12 protein-coding genes are annotated in these 16,757 nt (G+C 69.7%); 3 read left to right on the top strand and 9 right to left on the bottom strand.

The genetic code is table 11. The annotated features are described in order from the left end of the window. Positions 1–313 precede the first annotated feature (313 nt). Genes Q0599_RS02615 through Q0599_RS02590 form a run of 6 tightly spaced genes read right to left on the bottom strand, consistent with a single transcriptional unit; the run spans position 314 to position 6,895 of the window. On the bottom strand, positions 314–1,483 hold the full coding sequence (locus tag Q0599_RS02615; RefSeq protein ID WP_298825222.1) for an ABC transporter substrate-binding protein: 1,170 nt from the start codon (positions 1,481–1,483) through the stop codon (positions 314–316). A gap of 25 nt (positions 1,484–1,508) precedes the next feature. Continuing rightward, positions 1,509–3,365 carry a long-chain fatty acid--CoA ligase gene (locus Q0599_RS02610; RefSeq protein ID WP_298825220.1) on the bottom strand — a complete coding sequence of 619 codons (1,857 nt, stop codon included), beginning with the start codon at positions 3,363–3,365 and terminating at the stop codon, positions 1,509–1,511. A gap of 4 nt (positions 3,366–3,369) precedes the next feature. Further along, positions 3,370–4,140, bottom strand: coding sequence for an ABC transporter ATP-binding protein (locus Q0599_RS02605; protein ID WP_298825218.1), 771 nt, complete (start codon positions 4,138–4,140; stop codon positions 3,370–3,372). Then, entirely contained in the window at positions 4,137–4,940 is an 804-nt protein-coding gene (locus tag Q0599_RS02600) for an ABC transporter ATP-binding protein (RefSeq protein WP_298825216.1), read from the bottom strand. The genes Q0599_RS02605 and Q0599_RS02600 overlap by 4 nt, the downstream gene beginning before the upstream one ends. Further along, the gene (locus Q0599_RS02595) at positions 4,937–6,013 is read right to left on the bottom strand and encodes a branched-chain amino acid ABC transporter permease (RefSeq protein ID WP_298825213.1); all 1,077 of its coding nucleotides are present in this window, start codon (positions 6,011–6,013) and stop codon (positions 4,937–4,939) included. The genes Q0599_RS02600 and Q0599_RS02595 overlap by 4 nt, the downstream gene beginning before the upstream one ends. 6 nt (positions 6,014–6,019) lie before the next feature. Then, on the bottom strand, positions 6,020–6,895 hold the full coding sequence (locus Q0599_RS02590; protein WP_298825210.1) for a branched-chain amino acid ABC transporter permease: 876 nt from the start codon (positions 6,893–6,895) through the stop codon (positions 6,020–6,022). A gap of 229 nt (positions 6,896–7,124) precedes the next feature. On the opposite strand from Q0599_RS02590, the gene Q0599_RS02585 reads away from it, so the two are divergent. Genes Q0599_RS02585 through Q0599_RS02575 form a run of 3 tightly spaced genes read left to right on the top strand, consistent with a single transcriptional unit; the run spans position 7,125 to position 9,993 of the window. Then, complete coding sequence (locus Q0599_RS02585; protein WP_298825207.1) at positions 7,125–8,603, top strand: Ada metal-binding domain-containing protein; 1,479 nt, start codon at positions 7,125–7,127, stop codon at positions 8,601–8,603. Further along, positions 8,600–9,109, top strand: coding sequence for a methylated-DNA--[protein]-cysteine S-methyltransferase (locus tag Q0599_RS02580; protein WP_298825204.1), 510 nt, complete (start codon positions 8,600–8,602; stop codon positions 9,107–9,109). Before Q0599_RS02585 ends, Q0599_RS02580 begins: the two co-directional genes overlap by 4 nt. Beyond that, positions 9,106–9,993 (top strand): DMT family transporter, encoded by an 888-nt coding sequence (locus Q0599_RS02575; protein WP_298825201.1) that lies wholly within the window; start codon positions 9,106–9,108, stop codon positions 9,991–9,993. Before Q0599_RS02580 ends, Q0599_RS02575 begins: the two co-directional genes overlap by 4 nt. On the opposite strand, the gene Q0599_RS02570 is transcribed toward Q0599_RS02575, so the two are convergent. From Q0599_RS02570 to Q0599_RS02560, 3 genes are read right to left on the bottom strand one after another with little or no spacing between them, the layout of a single operon-like run. Beyond that, positions 9,983–12,166 carry a UDP-N-acetylglucosamine 2-epimerase gene (locus Q0599_RS02570; RefSeq protein WP_298825198.1) on the bottom strand — a complete coding sequence of 728 codons (2,184 nt, stop codon included), beginning with the start codon at positions 12,164–12,166 and terminating at the stop codon, positions 9,983–9,985. The genes Q0599_RS02575 and Q0599_RS02570 overlap by 11 nt on opposite strands. Positions 12,167–12,211: 45 nt before the next feature. Further along, positions 12,212–15,028 (bottom strand): formate dehydrogenase subunit alpha, encoded by a 2,817-nt coding sequence (gene fdhF / locus Q0599_RS02565; protein ID WP_298825193.1) that lies wholly within the window; start codon positions 15,026–15,028, stop codon positions 12,212–12,214. Then, a complete protein-coding gene (locus tag Q0599_RS02560; RefSeq protein ID WP_298825190.1) occupies positions 15,025–16,755 on the bottom strand; it encodes an NADH-ubiquinone oxidoreductase-F iron-sulfur binding region domain-containing protein in 1,731 nt (576 codons plus the stop codon). Before Q0599_RS02560 ends, fdhF begins: the two co-directional genes overlap by 4 nt. Between the last annotated feature and the right edge of the window lie 2 nt (positions 16,756–16,757).

Here is a 16,757-nt window from a genome sequence, read left to right as displayed (position 1 = left end):
GCAGCCACAGGCCTGCGGTCGCGGCAGCGGCCAGCCCGAGCAACAGCACGGCCAGGGGTGCAACGACACCGGAACGCCACTGGCGTGCAGGCGACAACATCGTTCGGATTCCCCCTCGCCATCAGGAGCCTGCCGCAGGCCGCATCCACGGGCTCGCCCGTCACGGCCATTGTGTTCAGGCGAGCGCTCGTCGATCCCGCAAGATGGACGGCAATCGCCTGCCATTCCCGGCCGGACATGCGGCCCGTCACGCTGTCGATCCCCCAAAGAAAAGGGCCGCCTCGCGGCGGCCCGGTGTCGTTCCATCAGCGCGTCACTGCGGCTTCACGTAGTCGGTCACAGGCTTCCAGCGTTCGTCCTGCAGCTGAGACATGCGTGTCATGTTGCTGCCCGCTCGCTTGGTCGAGCTGAAGGTCAGCTCGGCCGAACCGAACATGTCCGGAGGGAAAGTCATCGACTCCATCGCCTTGATGAAGCTGTCGGTGGTCAGGTTCGGCCCGGCCTTCTGTGCCGCCTGGATGAAGGTGTCGATCGCCGAGTAGCCGTAGACGGAGAACACCGTCGGGTCGTCGCCGAACTTGGTCTGGTACTTCTTCGCCCAGAAGGCGATCTTCGGCGAGACCTCGTCCATGTACGGATGCTGCACGGTGTGCGTGGCGTACAGGCCGTCCATCGCCTTCTTGCCGAGCTTGTGGATCAGGTCGGTGTAGGTCGCGCTCGATCCCAGGTAGACCGGATTGAAGCCCGTCTTGCGGCCTTCGGCGATCGTGCCGATGGTCTCGCGGATGATCGTGCCCAGCACCACCAGCTCGCAGCCGGCCGCCTTCATGCGCGCCACCTGCGACGAGAAATCGGTCGCACCGCGCTTGTAGGTGGTCTTCTCGGCGAAGTCCATGTTCAGCGCCTTCAGGCCCGCCTCCGCACCGCGGAACACCTCCAGGCCGAACTCGTCGTCCTGGTAGATCGTGCAGACCTTCTGCACTCCCTTGTCCTTGATCAGCCGGGGCAGCGCCACGCGCATCTGGTCGTAGTAGCTCGAGCCGCCGGCGAACTTCAGCTTGTGCACCGGCTCGGTCATCTCGCGCGCCGCGGTGACCGGGAAGAAGTTGATGACGTTCTTCTCGAACTGCACCGGCATCGCGGCATTGTTCGTCGGCGTGCCGATGTGCGCGACCATGGCGAAGATCTTGTCCTGGTTGACCAGCTTCTGCGCCGCCAGCACCGCCTTCTTCGGATCGTAGGCCGAGTCCTCGATGAGCAGCTTGATCTTGCGGCCGTGGATGCCGCCTTGCTCGTTGAGCTCGTCCACGCGCAGCAGCATGCCCTGGCGCACCTGCTTGCCGAATCCGGCGATCGGGCCGGAGAGATCCTGGATCGAGCCGAGCACGATCTCGTTCTTGCTGATGCCTTGCGGGGCTTGCGCGTGGGCGGCGGCACCGGCCAGCGCGAGCAGCGCGGCGGCGAGACTGAGAACCGGTTTCATCGTCTGTCTCCTTGGGGTGGCGGGGTCAACGGTACATCGCATCGATGCGCTCGGCGTACTTCTTCTCGACGAGCTTGCGCTTGAGCTTCATCGTCGGCGTGAGCTCCTCGTCCTCGGCGCTGAGTTGCGTCTCGAGCAGGAAGAACCTCTTGATCTGCTCGACACGGGCGAACTTCCTGTTCACGCGCTCGATCTCGTCCCAGATCAGCGCCTGGACTTCCTGGGCGCGCGTGAGGCTGGTGTAGTTGCTGAACGGGATGTCGCGATCCTGCGCGAACTTCTCGACGTTCTCCTGGTCGATCATCACGATCACGGTCAGGTAGGGCCGCTTGTCGCCGATCACCACCGCGTCGGTGATGTAGGGGGAGAACTTCAGGTCGTTCTCGAGCTCGCTGGGCGTGACGTTCTTGCCGCCGGCCGTGATGATGATGTCCTTCATCCGGTCGGTGATGCGGAAGTAGCCGTCCTCGTCCATCTCGCCGACGTCGCCGGTGCGCAGCCATCCGTCGGGCGTGAAGGTCTCGGCGGTCTTCTCCGGCAGGTTGAGGTAGCCCATGAAGACGTTCGGGCCCTTCACCTGGATCTCGTTCGTCACCGGATCGAGCCGCACCTCGTTGAACGGGCAGGCCGGGCCGACCATGCCGGGCTTGATGCGGCCGATCGGGGTGGAGGTGGCGGCGCCGCAGGTCTCGGTCATGCCCCACACCTCGCCGAGCGGCACGCCCAGCGCGAGGTACCACTTGATCAGTTCGGGCGAGATCGGCGCCGCGCCGGTGACGCAGAAGCGCGCCCGGTGCACGCCGATCAGCTTGCGCACGTTGTCCAGCGCGATCAGGCGCGCGACGCGGAACTGCAGCTTCAGCCACGCGCTCACGGGCTGGCCGGCGAGCACCCGGTCGGCGATGCGCATGCCGACCGAAATGCCCCAGCCGTAGGCGGCCTGCTGCAGCGCGCTCGATTCGCGCAGCGCGATCGTCACCGCCGAATAGAACTTTTCCCACACGCGCGGCACGGCGGTGAACACCGTCGGCGCGATCTCGCGCACGTTCTCCGGCACGGTCTCCGGTCGCTCGACGAAGTTGAGCACCGAGCCGGTGTAGACGGCGAAGAAGGCACCGCCGATGCGCTCCGCGATGTGGCACAGCGGCAGGAAGCACATGCGCTCGTCGGTCTCGTACTGCGCCACGATCAGGTTGTAGCCGCGCACGGTGTAGACGAGGCCGGCATGCGAGTGCATCGCACCCTTGGGCTTGCCGGTGGTGCCCGAGGTGTAGACGAGTATGGCCAGGTCGCCCGGCCGGCAGGCGGCAACGCGTGCGTCGAGTTCGCCCGGGTGGTCCTTTTCGTGCACGCGGCCGAGGTCGCGCAGCGCCGCCAGGTCGATCACGCCGGGATCCTTGAAGTCGCGCAGGCCCTTGGTGTCGAAGACCACGATCTTGCGCAGCAGCGGCAGGCGAGCGCGCACCTCGAGCGCCTTGTCCAGTTGCTCCTCGTCCTCCACGAACAGCACGGAGGTGCGCGAGTCCTCGCAGAGGTACTGCGCCTGCTCGGCCGCGTCGGTCGGGTAGATGCCGTTGCTGACGCCGCCGCACGAGAGGATGGCCATGTCGGCGAGCATCCACTCGACCACAGTATTGGAGAGGATGGAGGCACAGTCGCCGCTGCGGAAGCCCAGGCTCATCAGCCCGTGGGCGATCTCGCGCACCGCCTCGCCGGTCTGCGTCCAGGTCCACTCGCGCCACAGCCCGAGTTCCTTCTGGCGCATGAAGACGCGGTCGCCGCGCTGCGCCACCGCGTTCCAGAACATCGCGGACATCGTCTCCCCGGGGACGACGACGTCGGTGCGCGGCTTGAGTTCGCTCAGGTCCCAGATGTTCGGCACGGCATCACCTCCACGTCTTCTTCTTCTTCCAGCGCCGCTCTCCGCGCACGCCGGACTCCTTCATGCCGAGGTAGAACTCCTTGATGTCCTCCTTCTCGCGCAGCCGCTCGCAGCTGTCCTCCATGACGATGCGGCCGTTCTCCAGCACGTAGCCCTGGTCGGCGACGTTGAGCGCCATGTTGGCATTCTGCTCGACGAGCAGCAGCGTGGTGCCGCGCTCGCGGTTGATGCGGATGACGATCTCGAAGATCTCGCGCGTCAGCCGTGGCGACAGGCCCAGGCTGGGTTCGTCGAGCAGCATCAGCTCGGGCGCGGCCATCAGCGCGCGAGAGATCGCCAGCATCTGCTGCTGGCCGCCGGACAGCAGCCCGGCATCCTGCTTCGATCGCTCGCGCAGGATGGGGAAGTAGCCGTACACCGTCTCGAGGTCGCGCGCCACGCCGTCGCGGTCGCGGCGTGTGTAGGCGCCCATCATCAGGTTGTCGTGCACCGACAGCAGTGGAAACACCTCGCGCCCCTCGGGCACGTGGCTGAGGCCGCGCTGCACGATCTGCGCCGGGTCGCGCGCGGTGATGTCCTCGCCGTTGAACTCGATCGACCCCTTGGTCGGATCGAGGATGCCGGAGATGGTCTTGAGGATGGTCGTCTTGCCGGCGCCGTTGGAGCCGAGCACGGTGGCGATCTGCCCCTTCTCGACCTTCAGGCTGACGCCGCGGATGGCGCGGATCGGCCCGTAGCTGCTCTCGACGTTGGCCAGCCGCAGGACGTCGCTCATGCCGCCCTCCTGCGCAGGCTCTCGACGTCGCCGGCAGCGCCGAGGTAGGCCTCGACGACCCCCGGGTGGCCCTGCACCTCGGCAGGCGACCCCAGCGCGAGCACCTCGCCCTGGTTCATCGCGAGCACGCGGTCGGACACCTTGGAGACGAGCGACATGTCGTGCTCGACCATCAGCACGGTGACGCCGAGCTCGTCGCGGATGTCGCCGATCCAGAACGCCATGTCGTCGGTCTCCTCGACGTTCAGGCCCGACGAAGGCTCGTCCAGCAGCAGCAGCTTCGGCTCGGTGCACAGCGCGCGCGCCAGCTCCACCACCTTGCGCACGCCGTAGGGCAGCCCGGCCACGAGCGATTCGCGGTGGTGCTGCAGTTCGAGCAGTTCGATCACCTCTTCCGCCTTGTGCCGAGCACGTACCTCGGCGGCACGCGTCGCGGGCGTGAAGAAGAGCTGGCTCCAGAAACCCGTCTCGCGGTGCGTGTGCCGGCCGATCAGCAGGTTCTGCAGCACGGTGGCGTGCTCGAACAGCTCGATGTTCTGGAAGGTGCGCGCGATGCCGAGCTGCGCGATCTCGTGCGGCGCGTGCGCGAGCAGCGATTCGCCCTCGTACTCGATGCTGCCGGAGGTCGGCGTGTAGATGCGGCTGATCAGATTGAAGACCGTCGTCTTGCCGGCGCCGTTCGGGCCGATCAGCGTGAACACCTCGCCACGCTTGACGTCGAAGCCGACCTTGTTGACGGCAAGCACGCCGCCGAAGCGCACGCTCAGGTCCCTGGCGCAGAGCAGGACGTTGCCGCTCATTTCAGCCGCTCCGACTTCTGGAAGCTCTTCTGCCGCCTGAACATACCGCGCCGGTAGAAGGGGAAGATCTGGAACCAGGTGCGGAACTTGAGCCAGCGGCCGTACAGGCCGAGCGGCTCGAACAGCACGAAGGCGATCAGCACCGCGCCGTAGACCACACCCTGCAGGCCCGGCGCGAGCGCGATCGCGTCGGGCAGGTGGTCCTTCGCCAGCGCGATGGCCTGCGGCATGGTGATGAGGAAGATCGCGCCGAGGAACGCGCCGTGTACCGAGCCGAGCCCGCCGATGACGATCATCAGGATCAGGTCGATCGACTGCAGCACGCCGAACTGGTCGGGCGAGATGAACTTCAGCTTGTGCGCATACAGCGCGCCGCCCACGCCCGCCAGGGCTGCGGAGATGGCGAACGACATCGTCTTGAAGCGCGCCAGGTGGATGCCCATGCTCTGCGCCGAGATCTCGGAATCGCGGATGGCGACGAAGGCGCGGCCGGTGGGCGAGCGCAGCAGGTTGAGGATGGCCAGCGTGGCGATCACGGCGACCAGCAGGCACAGGTAGTAGAAGGACTCGCCGGAGTCGAGCGTCCAGCCGAACAGCTCGGGAGACTTGACGTGCTTTCCCGCGTTGCCGCCGGTCACGCTCTCCCAGCGCGCGAACACCTCTTCGACGATGAAGCCGAAGGCGAGCGTGGCGATGCCGAGATAGATGCCCTTCAGGCGCAGCGCCGGCAGGCCGACGATCACGCCGACCAGCGCCGACACAGCCGCCGCCGCGAGCATGGCCAGCGGGAACGGCATGCCGGCGCCGGTCAGAGCCGCCTGCGTGTAGGCGCCGACGCCGAGGAACGCCGCGTGGCCGAGCGAGAACTGGCCGGTGAAGCCCGACAGCAGCATCAGCCCGAGGCCGACGACGGCGTAGATGAGCACGAAGGTGAGTTGCGCCAGCCAGTACTCCGGGAACAGCCAAGGCGCGACCAGCAAGACGAGCAGCAACGCTCCGTACCAGAACACCTGCCCGCCGTGTTTGGCGAGGCGGATGTCCTGCTCGTAACTCGTCTTGAAGATGAAGCGCATGCCGTCCTACACCTTCTTGCGCAGCTTCTCGCCGAACAACCCGTTGGGCCGCACGACCAGCATCACCAGCACGACCACGTAGGCGGCGATGTCCTTGAATCCTTCGGGCAGGTAGAAGCCCGACAGCGCCTCGACCAGGCCGATCACGAGCCCGCCGACGATCGCACCGGGCAGGCTGCCGAAGCCGCCGACCACCGCGGCCGGAAAGGCCTTCAACCCGATGAAGCCCATGTTCGCGTGCACGAAGGTGATCGGCGCGAGCAGCAGGCCGGCGACTGCCGCCACCGCGGCGGCGAGGCCCCACACGAGCCCGTTGAGGCGCTTCACCGGGATGCCCATGTAGTACGCCGCGAGCTGGTTCTGCGACGCGGCCTGCATCGCGATGCCGAGCTTGCTGTAGCGGAACATCAGGTACAGCAGCGCGCTGAGCATGGCGGTGGCGGCGATGACGACGAGCTGCTCGACGTTGAGCACCAGTTCGCCGAGCTTCCAGGCCTGGTCCTTGTAGGGCACGGGCAGCGTGTGCGTCTCGGTGCCGATGGTCGGGATCATCGTGATCAGCCCGCGCGCCACGTAGCCGATGCCGATGGTCAGCATGACGATCGAGAACGCCGGCTGGCCGAGGATGGGCCGCACGACGACGCGCTCGAGCGCGATGCCGAACAGCGCCATCGCGGCAATGGCGCTGAGCACGGCCAGCCAGAACGGGAAGTCGAGCATCGTCATCAGGCCGAGGCCGCAGAACGCACCGAGCATCATCAGCTCGCCCTGCGCGAAATTCACCGTCTCGGTCGCCTTGTAGATCAGCACGAAGCCCAGCGCGATCAGGCCGTAGATGCAGCCCTGCGCGATGCCGCTGATGATGATCTGCAGTAGCTGCAAGCCCTGTCTCCGCAAGGGGTGTCCGGACGCTTGTCGCGAAGGGGACAGCACGATCGTTCCCGGTGCCGGTGCTTTCCCGACGAGCAGTTGGGTTGTATGCGAAGGGCAAATCCGCAGGTCAGCGTGGAAACCCGGCATCCGTCACCTCGGTGACAGCGCGGCAGAGCCGGGCGAACGGCATGTCCGAAAACGGCGAGCGCGACGCCGGCCGCTGACCATAATGGCCGTCATGACGCTCGACCCCGATGCCGCTTACCAGGCCCTTGCGGCGCGCGATGCGCGCTTCGACGGGCGCCTGTTCGTCGGCGTGACCTCCACCGGCGTCTACTGCCGCCCGATCTGCCGCGTGCGCACGCCGCAGCGGCGCAACTGCCGCTTCTTCGAGACGCCGGCACAGGCGGAAGCGGCGTCCTTCCGCCCCTGCCTGAAGTGCCGGCCCGAGATCGCGCCGGGCGCCGGCATGCCGTGGAGCGTGATGGATGCGTCGCGCACGCTCGCGCGCCAGGCCGCGCTGGAGCTGAACATGCAGGCCGCCAGCGGCGAGGCGGCGTCGCTCGCCGCGCTGGCGGGCCGGCTCGGCGTCAGCGACCGGCACCTGCGGCGCATCTTCGCCGCCGAGCAGGGGGTGACGCCGATGCAGTACCTGCAGACGCGCCGCCTGCTGCTCGCCAAGCAGTTGCTCACCGACACCACGATGCCGGTCGCGCAGGTCGCACTGGCCAGCGGTTTTCGCAGCTTGCGCCGGTTCAACGCGGCGTTCGCCGAGCAGTACCGCATGAGCCCGAGCCGGCTGCGTGGCGCGGCCGACGAGGCGCCGCGCAGCGGCGAGGCGCCCGACGCCGTGACGCTCACGCTCGCCTACCGCGCGCCGTTCGACCACGCCGCGCTGCTGCGCTTCGTGGCGCAGCGGGCGATTCCCGGCATCGAGGAGGTCGACGGCGTGTCGATCCGGCGCACGCTGCGCGCCGGCTGCCTCGCCGAGGCGCCCGGCTGGGTGGAGGCCCGCTTCGAGCTCGAGCGCGACCGCGTGCAGCTGCGCTTCGCGCCTGCGCTGGCCGCAAGCAGCGCGCGCATGGTCGCCGCCGCGCGGCATTGGCTCGACCTCGACGCCTCGCCGGCGAGCATCGACGCCGCGTTGATCTCCTTGCCGGGCGCTGCGGGCATCCGCCTGCCCGGCAGCCTGGATGCGCTCGAGCTCGCCGTGCGCGCCGTGCTCGGACAGCAAGTCAGCGTGGCAGCAGCTCGCACGCTGGCACGGCGTGTCGTCGAGCGCTTCGGCACGCCGCTGGCCACGCCCTGGCCGTCGCTGGCGCGGCAGTTTCCTCAACCCGAGGTGCTGGCGGCCGCCCCTCTGGCCGAAATCGCGGCGCTCGGCATCGTCCGCCAGCGGGCCGGCGCGCTGATCGCGCTGGCCGATGCCTGGCCGGGCCTGGAGACGCTGATGTCGCCGGCCACCGACCCGGACGACTTCATCGCCGCACTGTGCGAGCTGCCCGGCATCGGTCCGTGGACGGCGCACTACATCGCGATGCGCGCGTTCGGCTGGCCCGACGCCTTCCCACCGAACGACGTGGCGGTGCTGAAGGCGATGCACGCGCGCTTCGGGACCGCCAGCCAGCGCGACGCGCACGCGCAGGCGCAGGCCTGGCGGCCCTGGCGGGCCTACGCGGTGCTGCGACTGTGGAACAGCCTGGAGATCCCCCGATGAGCACGCTGAACGCCACCTTGAACGCCGTCTGCACGGCGCAGGCCCTCGTCGACACCCCGCTCGGCGCCATGCGCCTGGCGCGCACGGCGAAGGGTCTGGCCGGTCTGTGGTTCGAGGGCCAGAAGCACCATCCGGGCGAGTTGCACGCGCCGCTGCGCCCCGACGACACGCTGCTGCACGAAGCGGCGCAGCAGCTGAGGCGCTACTTCGCGGGCGAGGCCTCGTCCTTCGACCTGCCGCTGGACCTGCAGGGCACGCCCTTCCAGTGCTCCGTGTGGCAGGCGCTGAGGCGCATCCCCGCCGGCCGTACCTGCAGTTACGCCGAACTGGCGCGCACGATCGGCGCCCCGCGGGCCGTGCGCGCCGTGGGCGCCGCCATCGGGCGCAACCCGGCCTCGCTGGTCGTGCCCTGCCACCGGGTGATCGGCGGCGACGGCTCGCTGACCGGCTACGCTGGCGGCCTGCCGCGCAAGCGCTCGTTGCTCGCGCTGGAGTCGCGCGCATGAAGGGCACCGACCTCGGCGAACTGGTCGCGCTCGCGGCGATCTGGGGCGCCTCGTTCCTCTTCATGCGCCTGGGCGCGGGCGAGTTCGGTCCGGTGGCACTGTCCGCCGTGCGCGTCGCCGGCGCGGCGCTGGTGCTGCTGCCGCTGCTGCACTGGCACGGCCAGGTCGGCGAGCTGCGCCGCCACTGGCGCAGCATCTTCGTCGTCGGCGTCACCAACTCGGCGCTGCCCTTCCTGTGCTTCAGCTACGCTGCGCTGTCGATCAGCGCCGGCCTGTCGTCGATCTTCAATGCCTCCTCACCGCTGTTCGGCGCGATGATCGGCTGGCTGTGGCTGCGCGACCGGCCGACGCCGGCACGCGTGCTGGGCCTGGCGATCGGCTTCGCCGGCGTGATCGGGCTGGCGTGGGAAAAGGCCTCGTTCAGGCCGGGCGGCTCGGGCTGGGCGATCGTCGCCTGCCTGGCAGCCGCGCTGCTCTATGGCCTGTCGGCGAACTACACGAAGAAGCGACTGCAGGGCGTCGCGCCGATGGCGGTGGCCGCCGGCAGCCAGCTCTCGGCCGCACTGCTGCTGGCACTCCCGGCACTGTGGTGGTGGCCGGCCGAAATGCCCTCGGCGCGCGCCTGGACGATGGTGGCGCTGCTGGCATTGCTGTGCACCGGCCTGGCCTACCTGATGTACTTCCGGCTCATCGCCCATGTGGGCCCGGCGAACGCCATTGCCGTCACCTTCCTGATTCCGGCGTTCGCCGTGCTGTGGGGCTGGCTGTTCCTCGCCGAGCCGTTGACGGCGGCGATGGCGGTCGGGTGCGGCGTGATCCTGCTCGGCACGGCGCTGGCCACCGGTGTGCTCGCACCGCGGGCGGCGGCGACGCTCAGGCCGTGACGCCGGCGCGCGACTTGCGGCGCGCCGCGAGGAAGCCGACCATGTGATCGGCGATGCGGTCCGCCGCATGGCCGTCCCAGAGCTCGGGCACGCGACCTCGCCTGCCACCGTTGAAGATGCAGTCCCACACCGCGCGCGTCGCCAGTGCCTTGTTTCGCCCGACCACCAGGTTGGAGCCCACCGTGGCGGTCAGGGCGCGCTCCTGACCCATGCCGATGGTCAGGCAGGGAATCGAGAGCATCGTCGCCTCTTCCTGCACGTTCCACGAATCGGTGAGCACGCAGGTCGCGTTGGACATCAGCTGCACCAGCGAGGGGTAGCCCTGCGAGGGCAAGGTGGCGATGCGCTCGCTGGCGACGATGGCATCGAGCTTGAAGCGCGCGAGCTGCTCGCGGGTGCGCGTGTGCATCGGCCAGACCAGCGGCACGTCGTGCGCCACCGCGCGCAGGATGGAGATCAGTTCCGACAGCACCTGCCGGTCGCCGACATTGGGCATGCCGTCGAGCACGACCACGCCGTAGCCGTTGCGGTCGGACAGCAGGTTCGCGGGCAGGCCGAGGCGCTCGCGCGGGTTCGGCTCGGCAAGCCGGGAGCGCAGCGCGATCTGCAGCGCGTCGGCCAGCGTGTTGCCGACGAAACGGATGCGGTCGGAGGTCACGCCTTCTTGCGCCAGTTGCTGGTCGGCCTGCGCCTCGGTGGTGTAGAGCACGTCGGAGAGCTGGTCGGCCAGCCGCCGCGTGATGTCGGCGGCGTCCGAGGAGGTGCCACTGCGCAGCCCCGCGCCGACGTGCAGCACCGGCAGGCCCTTGCGACTGGCGACCAGGCCGCAGGACAGCGCGGCGTCGCTGCCGTCGAAGACGATCACGGCGGCCGGCTGGCAATGATCGACGACGAACTCGAATCGCTTCATCAGTTCGGCGGCACGGCCGGCATAGGTGCCGCCGGCGATGCCCAGGCTGACCAGGCGGCCGGCAACGTCGAGACCGGAAAACATGTCGCGGTGGCGCTCGAAGGCACTGTTGGCGTAGCAGCGCACCAGCAGCGTGACCGGCAGCTCGGGCCGGCCTGCCATCGCGTGCATCAGTGCCGCGGCCTTGACATGCTCGCCCTGCCCGCCCACCACGCACAGCAGCGGGCGCGACTCGTTCCCGCCGCGAAGCGTGGGCAGCGTCGGCGGCGGCGCCTCGGCGGCGCCCAGCAGTTCGACATCGACATCGACCTCCGCGGCCGATGCCACGGGAGGGTCGGGCGGCAGCGCCGGTGCCGGCTCCGCAGGCGCGCTCGTTGCCTCGGGAACGGCCTCCACGGCATCCTGCAGGACGGGCAGCGCCGCCACCGGCGGCGGTGGCGGCGAGGTGTCGCCGATCTCGGCGCGCAGGTCGCGCGCGGTCTCGGACACCGCTGCCGCATCGATCGACGTCTGCGCAGCGAGGAAGCGTGACAGCATCAGCCGGTTGCACAGCAGGTTGATGCGTCGCGGAATGCCGCCGGTCCACCGGTGGATTTCCTCGAACGCGCCGGCTTCGAAGCTCGGGGTGCCCGTCCAGCCGACCTTGGCCAGCCGGTGGCGGATGTAGGCGCCGGTCTCGCCGGCGCCCAGCGGCCCGAGGTGGCACTGCGCGCTGATGCGCTCGCGCAGCGCGATCAGTTCGCCCGACGCGACCCGCTCGCGCAGCTCGGGCTGCCCGACGAGGCAGATCTTCAGCGGCACGCGGGTCGGCGAGTGCCCCTTCTCCAGCTGCACCAGCCACTGGAGGGCGCTGGTATGCAGGTTCTGCGCCTCGTCGATGATCAGCACCGCACGCCGGCCTTCCCTGGCCAGCGCGATGAGGAAGGCCTGCAGCGCCTCGTACAGGCCGTCCGGCGTCGTCGCATCGGCCGTGATGCCGAAGGCCAGCGAGATCGCGCGCAGCAGCTCGGTGTCGTCGAGCTGCGTGGTCAACACCTGCCCCACGGCAAGGCCCACCGAGTCCAGCTCGGCGAGCAGCGTGCGCACCAGCGTGGTCTTGCCGGCCCCGATCTCGCCGCTGACGACGACGAAGCCCGAGGGCTGATCGAGGCCCCGACGCAGGATGGTCAGGGCTTCGTGGTGGCCCTGGCTGTCGAAGTAGAAACTCGGGTCGGGGCTGAGTTGGAACGGCGGACCGCTGATCCCGAAGTGCGCTTCGTACATCCGGCGAGTATGCCCCGGAGAGTGGCGCGCCCCGATCCCCCCAACTCAGCCGGACACCGCGAACGCCCGCACCGCCGTGACTTTGAAGCCGGGAATCTTGCCGAACGGATCGAGCGCCGACCCCGTGAGCCGGTTGGCCGCCGCCTCCCAGTACGCAAACGGCACGAACAGGTGGCCTGGATTGACGGCGCGCGTCACCTCGGCCACTCCCTCGATCGCACCGTGGTGCGATTCGACGCGAAGCGCCCCGCCATGCGCCACGCCGACGCGCTGCGCGTCGTCGGGATGGATGCTGATCGTGGCCACCGGCGCCAGCGCGTCGAGCACGCCGGCGTGACGCGTCATCGCGCCGGTGTGCCAGTGTTCGAGCACGCGGCCGGTGGAGATCACGAAGGGAAACTCGGCGTCGGGCTGCTCGGGGCCGGCGACGAAGCGTGCCGGCACCAGGGTCGCCCGGCCGTCCGGTGTCGGGAAGCGGTCGATGAAGACCACCGCATGGCCAGGTTGGTCCTCGCGCTCGGCGGGGGTGACCACCGCGTCCTCGCGCACCAGGCGGCTCCAGGGCACGCCGGCCAGCGGCTCCATCACCGTGCGCATTTCCTCGTACACGCGTGCGACCGGCGCCTCGGCGGCGGCGTGGCCGTCGCCATCCTCGTCACGCCAGTAGTCCCAGGGCAGGCCGAGCCGGCGGCCGATCCGCTCGATCGCCCACAGGTCCTGGCGCGCCTGGCCCGGCGGGTTCAGCGCCGGGCGGCCGATCTGGATCAACCGGTCGGTGTTGGTGACGCTGCCCCACTTCTCGGCGAAGGCCGATGCGGGCAGCACCACGTCGGCGAGGATCGCCGTCTCGGTGGCGAAGATGTCCTGCACGACGAGGTGCTCGAGCCTGGCCATCGCGGCGCGCGCATGGTCGAGGTCGGGGTCGCTCATCGCCGGGTTCTCGCCCTCGACGTACATGCCGGTGATGCGGCCGGCGGCGGCCTCCCTCATGATCTCCACCACCGTGAGGCCGGGCTGCCCACCCAGCGGGGTGCCCCACAGCGCCTTGAACTGCGCCTGCGCGCCGTCGCGCGCCACGTGCTGGTAGTTCGGATACATCATCGGAATCAGGCCGGCGTCGCTGGCGCCCTGCACGTTGTTCTGGCCGCGCAGCGGGTGCAGTCCCGTGCCGGGACGGCCGATTTGGCCGGTGAGCAGCGACAGCGCGATCAGGCAGCGCGCGTTGTCGGTGCCGTGCACGTGCTGGCTGACACCCATGCCCCACAGGATGATCGACGCCTTCGAGGTGGCAAAGGCGCGCGCCACCTCGCGCAGGGTCTCGGCCGGGATGCCGCAGATCTCGGCCATGCGCTCCGGCGTCGCCTCGGCCACCGCTGCCTTCACCGCCTCGTAGCCGTTGACGCGCGCGGCGACGAAAGCCTCGTCGACCAGGCCCTCTGCGACGATCACGTGCAGCAGGCCGGTGAGCAGCGCCACGTCGGTGTCCGGGCGGAAGGCCAGGTGCCAGGTGGCGAAGCGCGCCATCGGTGTTGCGCGGGGATCGGCCAGGATGAGCCGGGCGCCGCGCTGGACGGCGTTCTTCATCCAGCTCGCCGCCACCGGGTGGTTGGACGACGGGTTGGCACCGATGAGCAGGATGACATCCGCCTGTGCGACGTCCTCCACCGGGTTGGACACGGCCCCCGACCCCAGCCCTTCGAGCAGCGCCGCCACCGAACTGGCATGACACAGCCTGGTGCAGTGGTCGACGTTGTGCGTGCGCAGGCCGGTGCGCACCAGCTTCTGGAACAGGTAGGCCTCCTCGTTGCTGCCCTTGGCCGAGCCGAAGCCGGCCAGGCGGCTGGGCTGACCGGCCGGCGTGGCGTCGCGGATGCGCGCCAGGCCGCCGGCGGCGAGGTCCAGCGCATCCTCCCAGCTCGTCTCGCGGAACAACGCCGACAGGGGCAGTTCGCCGCGCTTGAAGCGCTCGATGTGGGCCGGGTCCTTGGCCACGCCCTCGCGGCGCACCAGCGGCGCGGTCAGGCGTCGCTCGTTGTGGATGTAGTCGAAGCCGAAGCGGCCCTTGACGCACAGCCGGCCGTGGTTGGCCGGGCCGTCGCGGCCGGTGACGTAGTGCACCTTCTCGGCCCCCTTCTCGTCGCGTCCGACGTGCATCGTCAGCTGGCAGCCGACGCCGCAGTACGGACACACGGACTCGACCTCGCGGTCGATCTTCGCCAGGCCCGCGCCGCGCGCCGGCATCAGCGCGCCGGTCGGGCAGGCCTGCACGCATTCGCCGCAGGCCACGCAGCTCGAGGCGACGACGGCGTCGTCCTGGTCGAACACGATCTTCGCGTGCGAGCCACGATGCGACAGCCCCAGCACGTCGTTGACCTGGATGTCGCGGCAGGCGCGGATGCAGCGCGTGCACTGGATGCAGGCGTCGAGGTTGACCTCAAAGGCGGGATGCGAGGCATCGGCCGCGATCGTCTCGCGCTCGGGCAGGCGGCCGCGCGGCGCCTTCCACTTGTCGGCCCAGAACAGCAGCTCGGAATCGTGCGAGTGCTCGGCGCTGGCTCGGCCGGCATCGCTGACCAGCAGCTCCAGCACCATGGTCTGCGCCGCCACCGCTCGCGGGCTGGCGCTGTCCACCGCCATGCCCGGTGTCGGCGTGCGGCAGCACGACGGGGCCAGCGTGCGCTCGCCCTTCACTTCCACCACGCAGGCACGGCAGTTGCCCGCCGGCTCCAGTCCCTCCTTCGCGCACAGGTGCGGAATGCGCACCCCGGAGCGCTTGGCGGTCTGCAGGATGGTCTCGCCCGGAGCGGCGGCGACCGTCTTGCCGTTGAGCGAAAACTCGATGAAGTCGACGGGCTTGTTCATGAGCGCTCCAGCTCGTGCGGGAAGTAGCGGACCACGCAGTCCACCGGGTTCGGTGCAGCCTGACCGAGGCCGCAGATCGACGCGTCGCGCATCACCTGCGACAGCTCGGCGAGCAGCACGATGTCCCAGCTCTCGCGCTCGATCAGCGCGCGCGTCTTCGCCGTCCCGGCGCGGCACGGCGTGCACTGGCCGCACGACTCGTCCTCGAAGAAGCGCATCAGGTTGCGCGCGGCGTCGACCGCGCGGTCGACGTGGGTGGCGCTCCTGGTCAGCACGACCACTGCCGCCGAGCCGATGAAGCAGCCGTGGGGCTGCAAGGTGTCGAAGTCCAGGGGAATGTCGGCCATCGAGGCGGGCAGGATGCCGCCCGAGGCACCCCCGGGCAGATAGCCGTACAGCTCGTGTCCCTCGGGCAGTCCGCCGCAGTATTCGTCGACCAGCTCGCGCAGCGTGATGCCGGCCGGCGCCAGCTTCACGCCGGGTTCGCGCACGCGGCCCGACACCGAGAACGAGCGCAGACCCTGGCGGCCGTGGCGGCCGTTCGCCGCGAACCACTGCGGGCCGCGCTCGACGATGTCGCGCACCCAGAACAGGGTCTCGAAGTTGTGCTCCAGCGTCGGCCGACCGAACAGGCCGACCTGTGCCACGTAGGGCGGGCGCAGCCGCGGCATGCCTCGCTTGCCCTCGATCGACTCGATCATCGCGGACTCCTCGCCGCAGATGTAGGCGCCGGCGCCGCGGCGCAGCTCGATCTCGGGCAGGCCACCCGCGGGCGGGTTCGCGCGAAGCGCCGCCAGCTCGCGCTCGAGCAGCGCACGGCAGCCGTGGTACTCGTCGCGCAGGTAGACGTAGACCTTGGCGATGCCGACCGCCCAGGCGGCCACGAGCAGCCCTTCGAGGAAGCGGTGCGGGTCGCGCTCGAGGTAGTGGCGGTCCTTGAAGGTGCCGGGTTCGCCTTCGTCGATGTTCACCGCCATCAGCCGCGGGGCTGCCTCGGCGCGCACGATGCGCCACTTGCGCCCGGCCGGGAAGCCGGCGCCGCCGAGGCCGCGCAGGCCGGAGTCCTCCATCGCCTTGATGACCGCCTCGACGTCGCGGACGCCGGCCTGGCAGTCGCGCAGCAGCCGATAGCCGCCCTGGGCGAGGTAAGCTGTCAGGTCCACGGCCGCAGGGAGGTCGTCGTGGCGTCGGTCCGCCTTCACCAGCGCCTGCACCGCGTCCGCGTCCGCCTCGGGCACCGCGCGCTGATGCACCACCGCCACCGGCGCCTGCTCGCAGCGGCCGACGCAGGGCGCCTCCACGACGCGCACCTCGCCGCCGAGCAGCGCCGGCAGCTTCGCCAGCAATGCCTGCGCTCCAGCCAGTTCGCAGGACAGCCCGTTGCAGACGCGCACCGTCAGCCTGGGCGGCGACTGGAATCGACCCTCCTCGTTCTCGCGCACCACGTCGAAGTGATGATAGAAGCTCGCCACCTCGAACACCTCGACCTGCGCCAGCTTGAGCAGCTGCGCGAGGGCGGCCATGTGGTCGGTGCGCAGCTGGCCGAAGCGGTCGTTCAGCGCGTGCAGGTGCTCGATCAGCAGATCGCGGCGCAGCGGCAACTCACCCAGCGTGCGGCGCACCTCGTTCAGCGTGGCGGCATCAGCCGTGCGCCCCTGGTGGCGCGCCGTCTTGCGGCGCGGCAACTGTTCGCTGACGGACTGCAGCGAGATGGCGGTCGTGTTCATGG

The sequence above is a fragment of the uncultured Piscinibacter sp. genome (genome assembly GCF_937952055.1).
Lineage (GTDB): Bacteria > Pseudomonadota > Gammaproteobacteria > Burkholderiales > Burkholderiaceae_C > Piscinibacter.
This window is presented reverse-complemented; position numbering and strand designations above follow the sequence as displayed.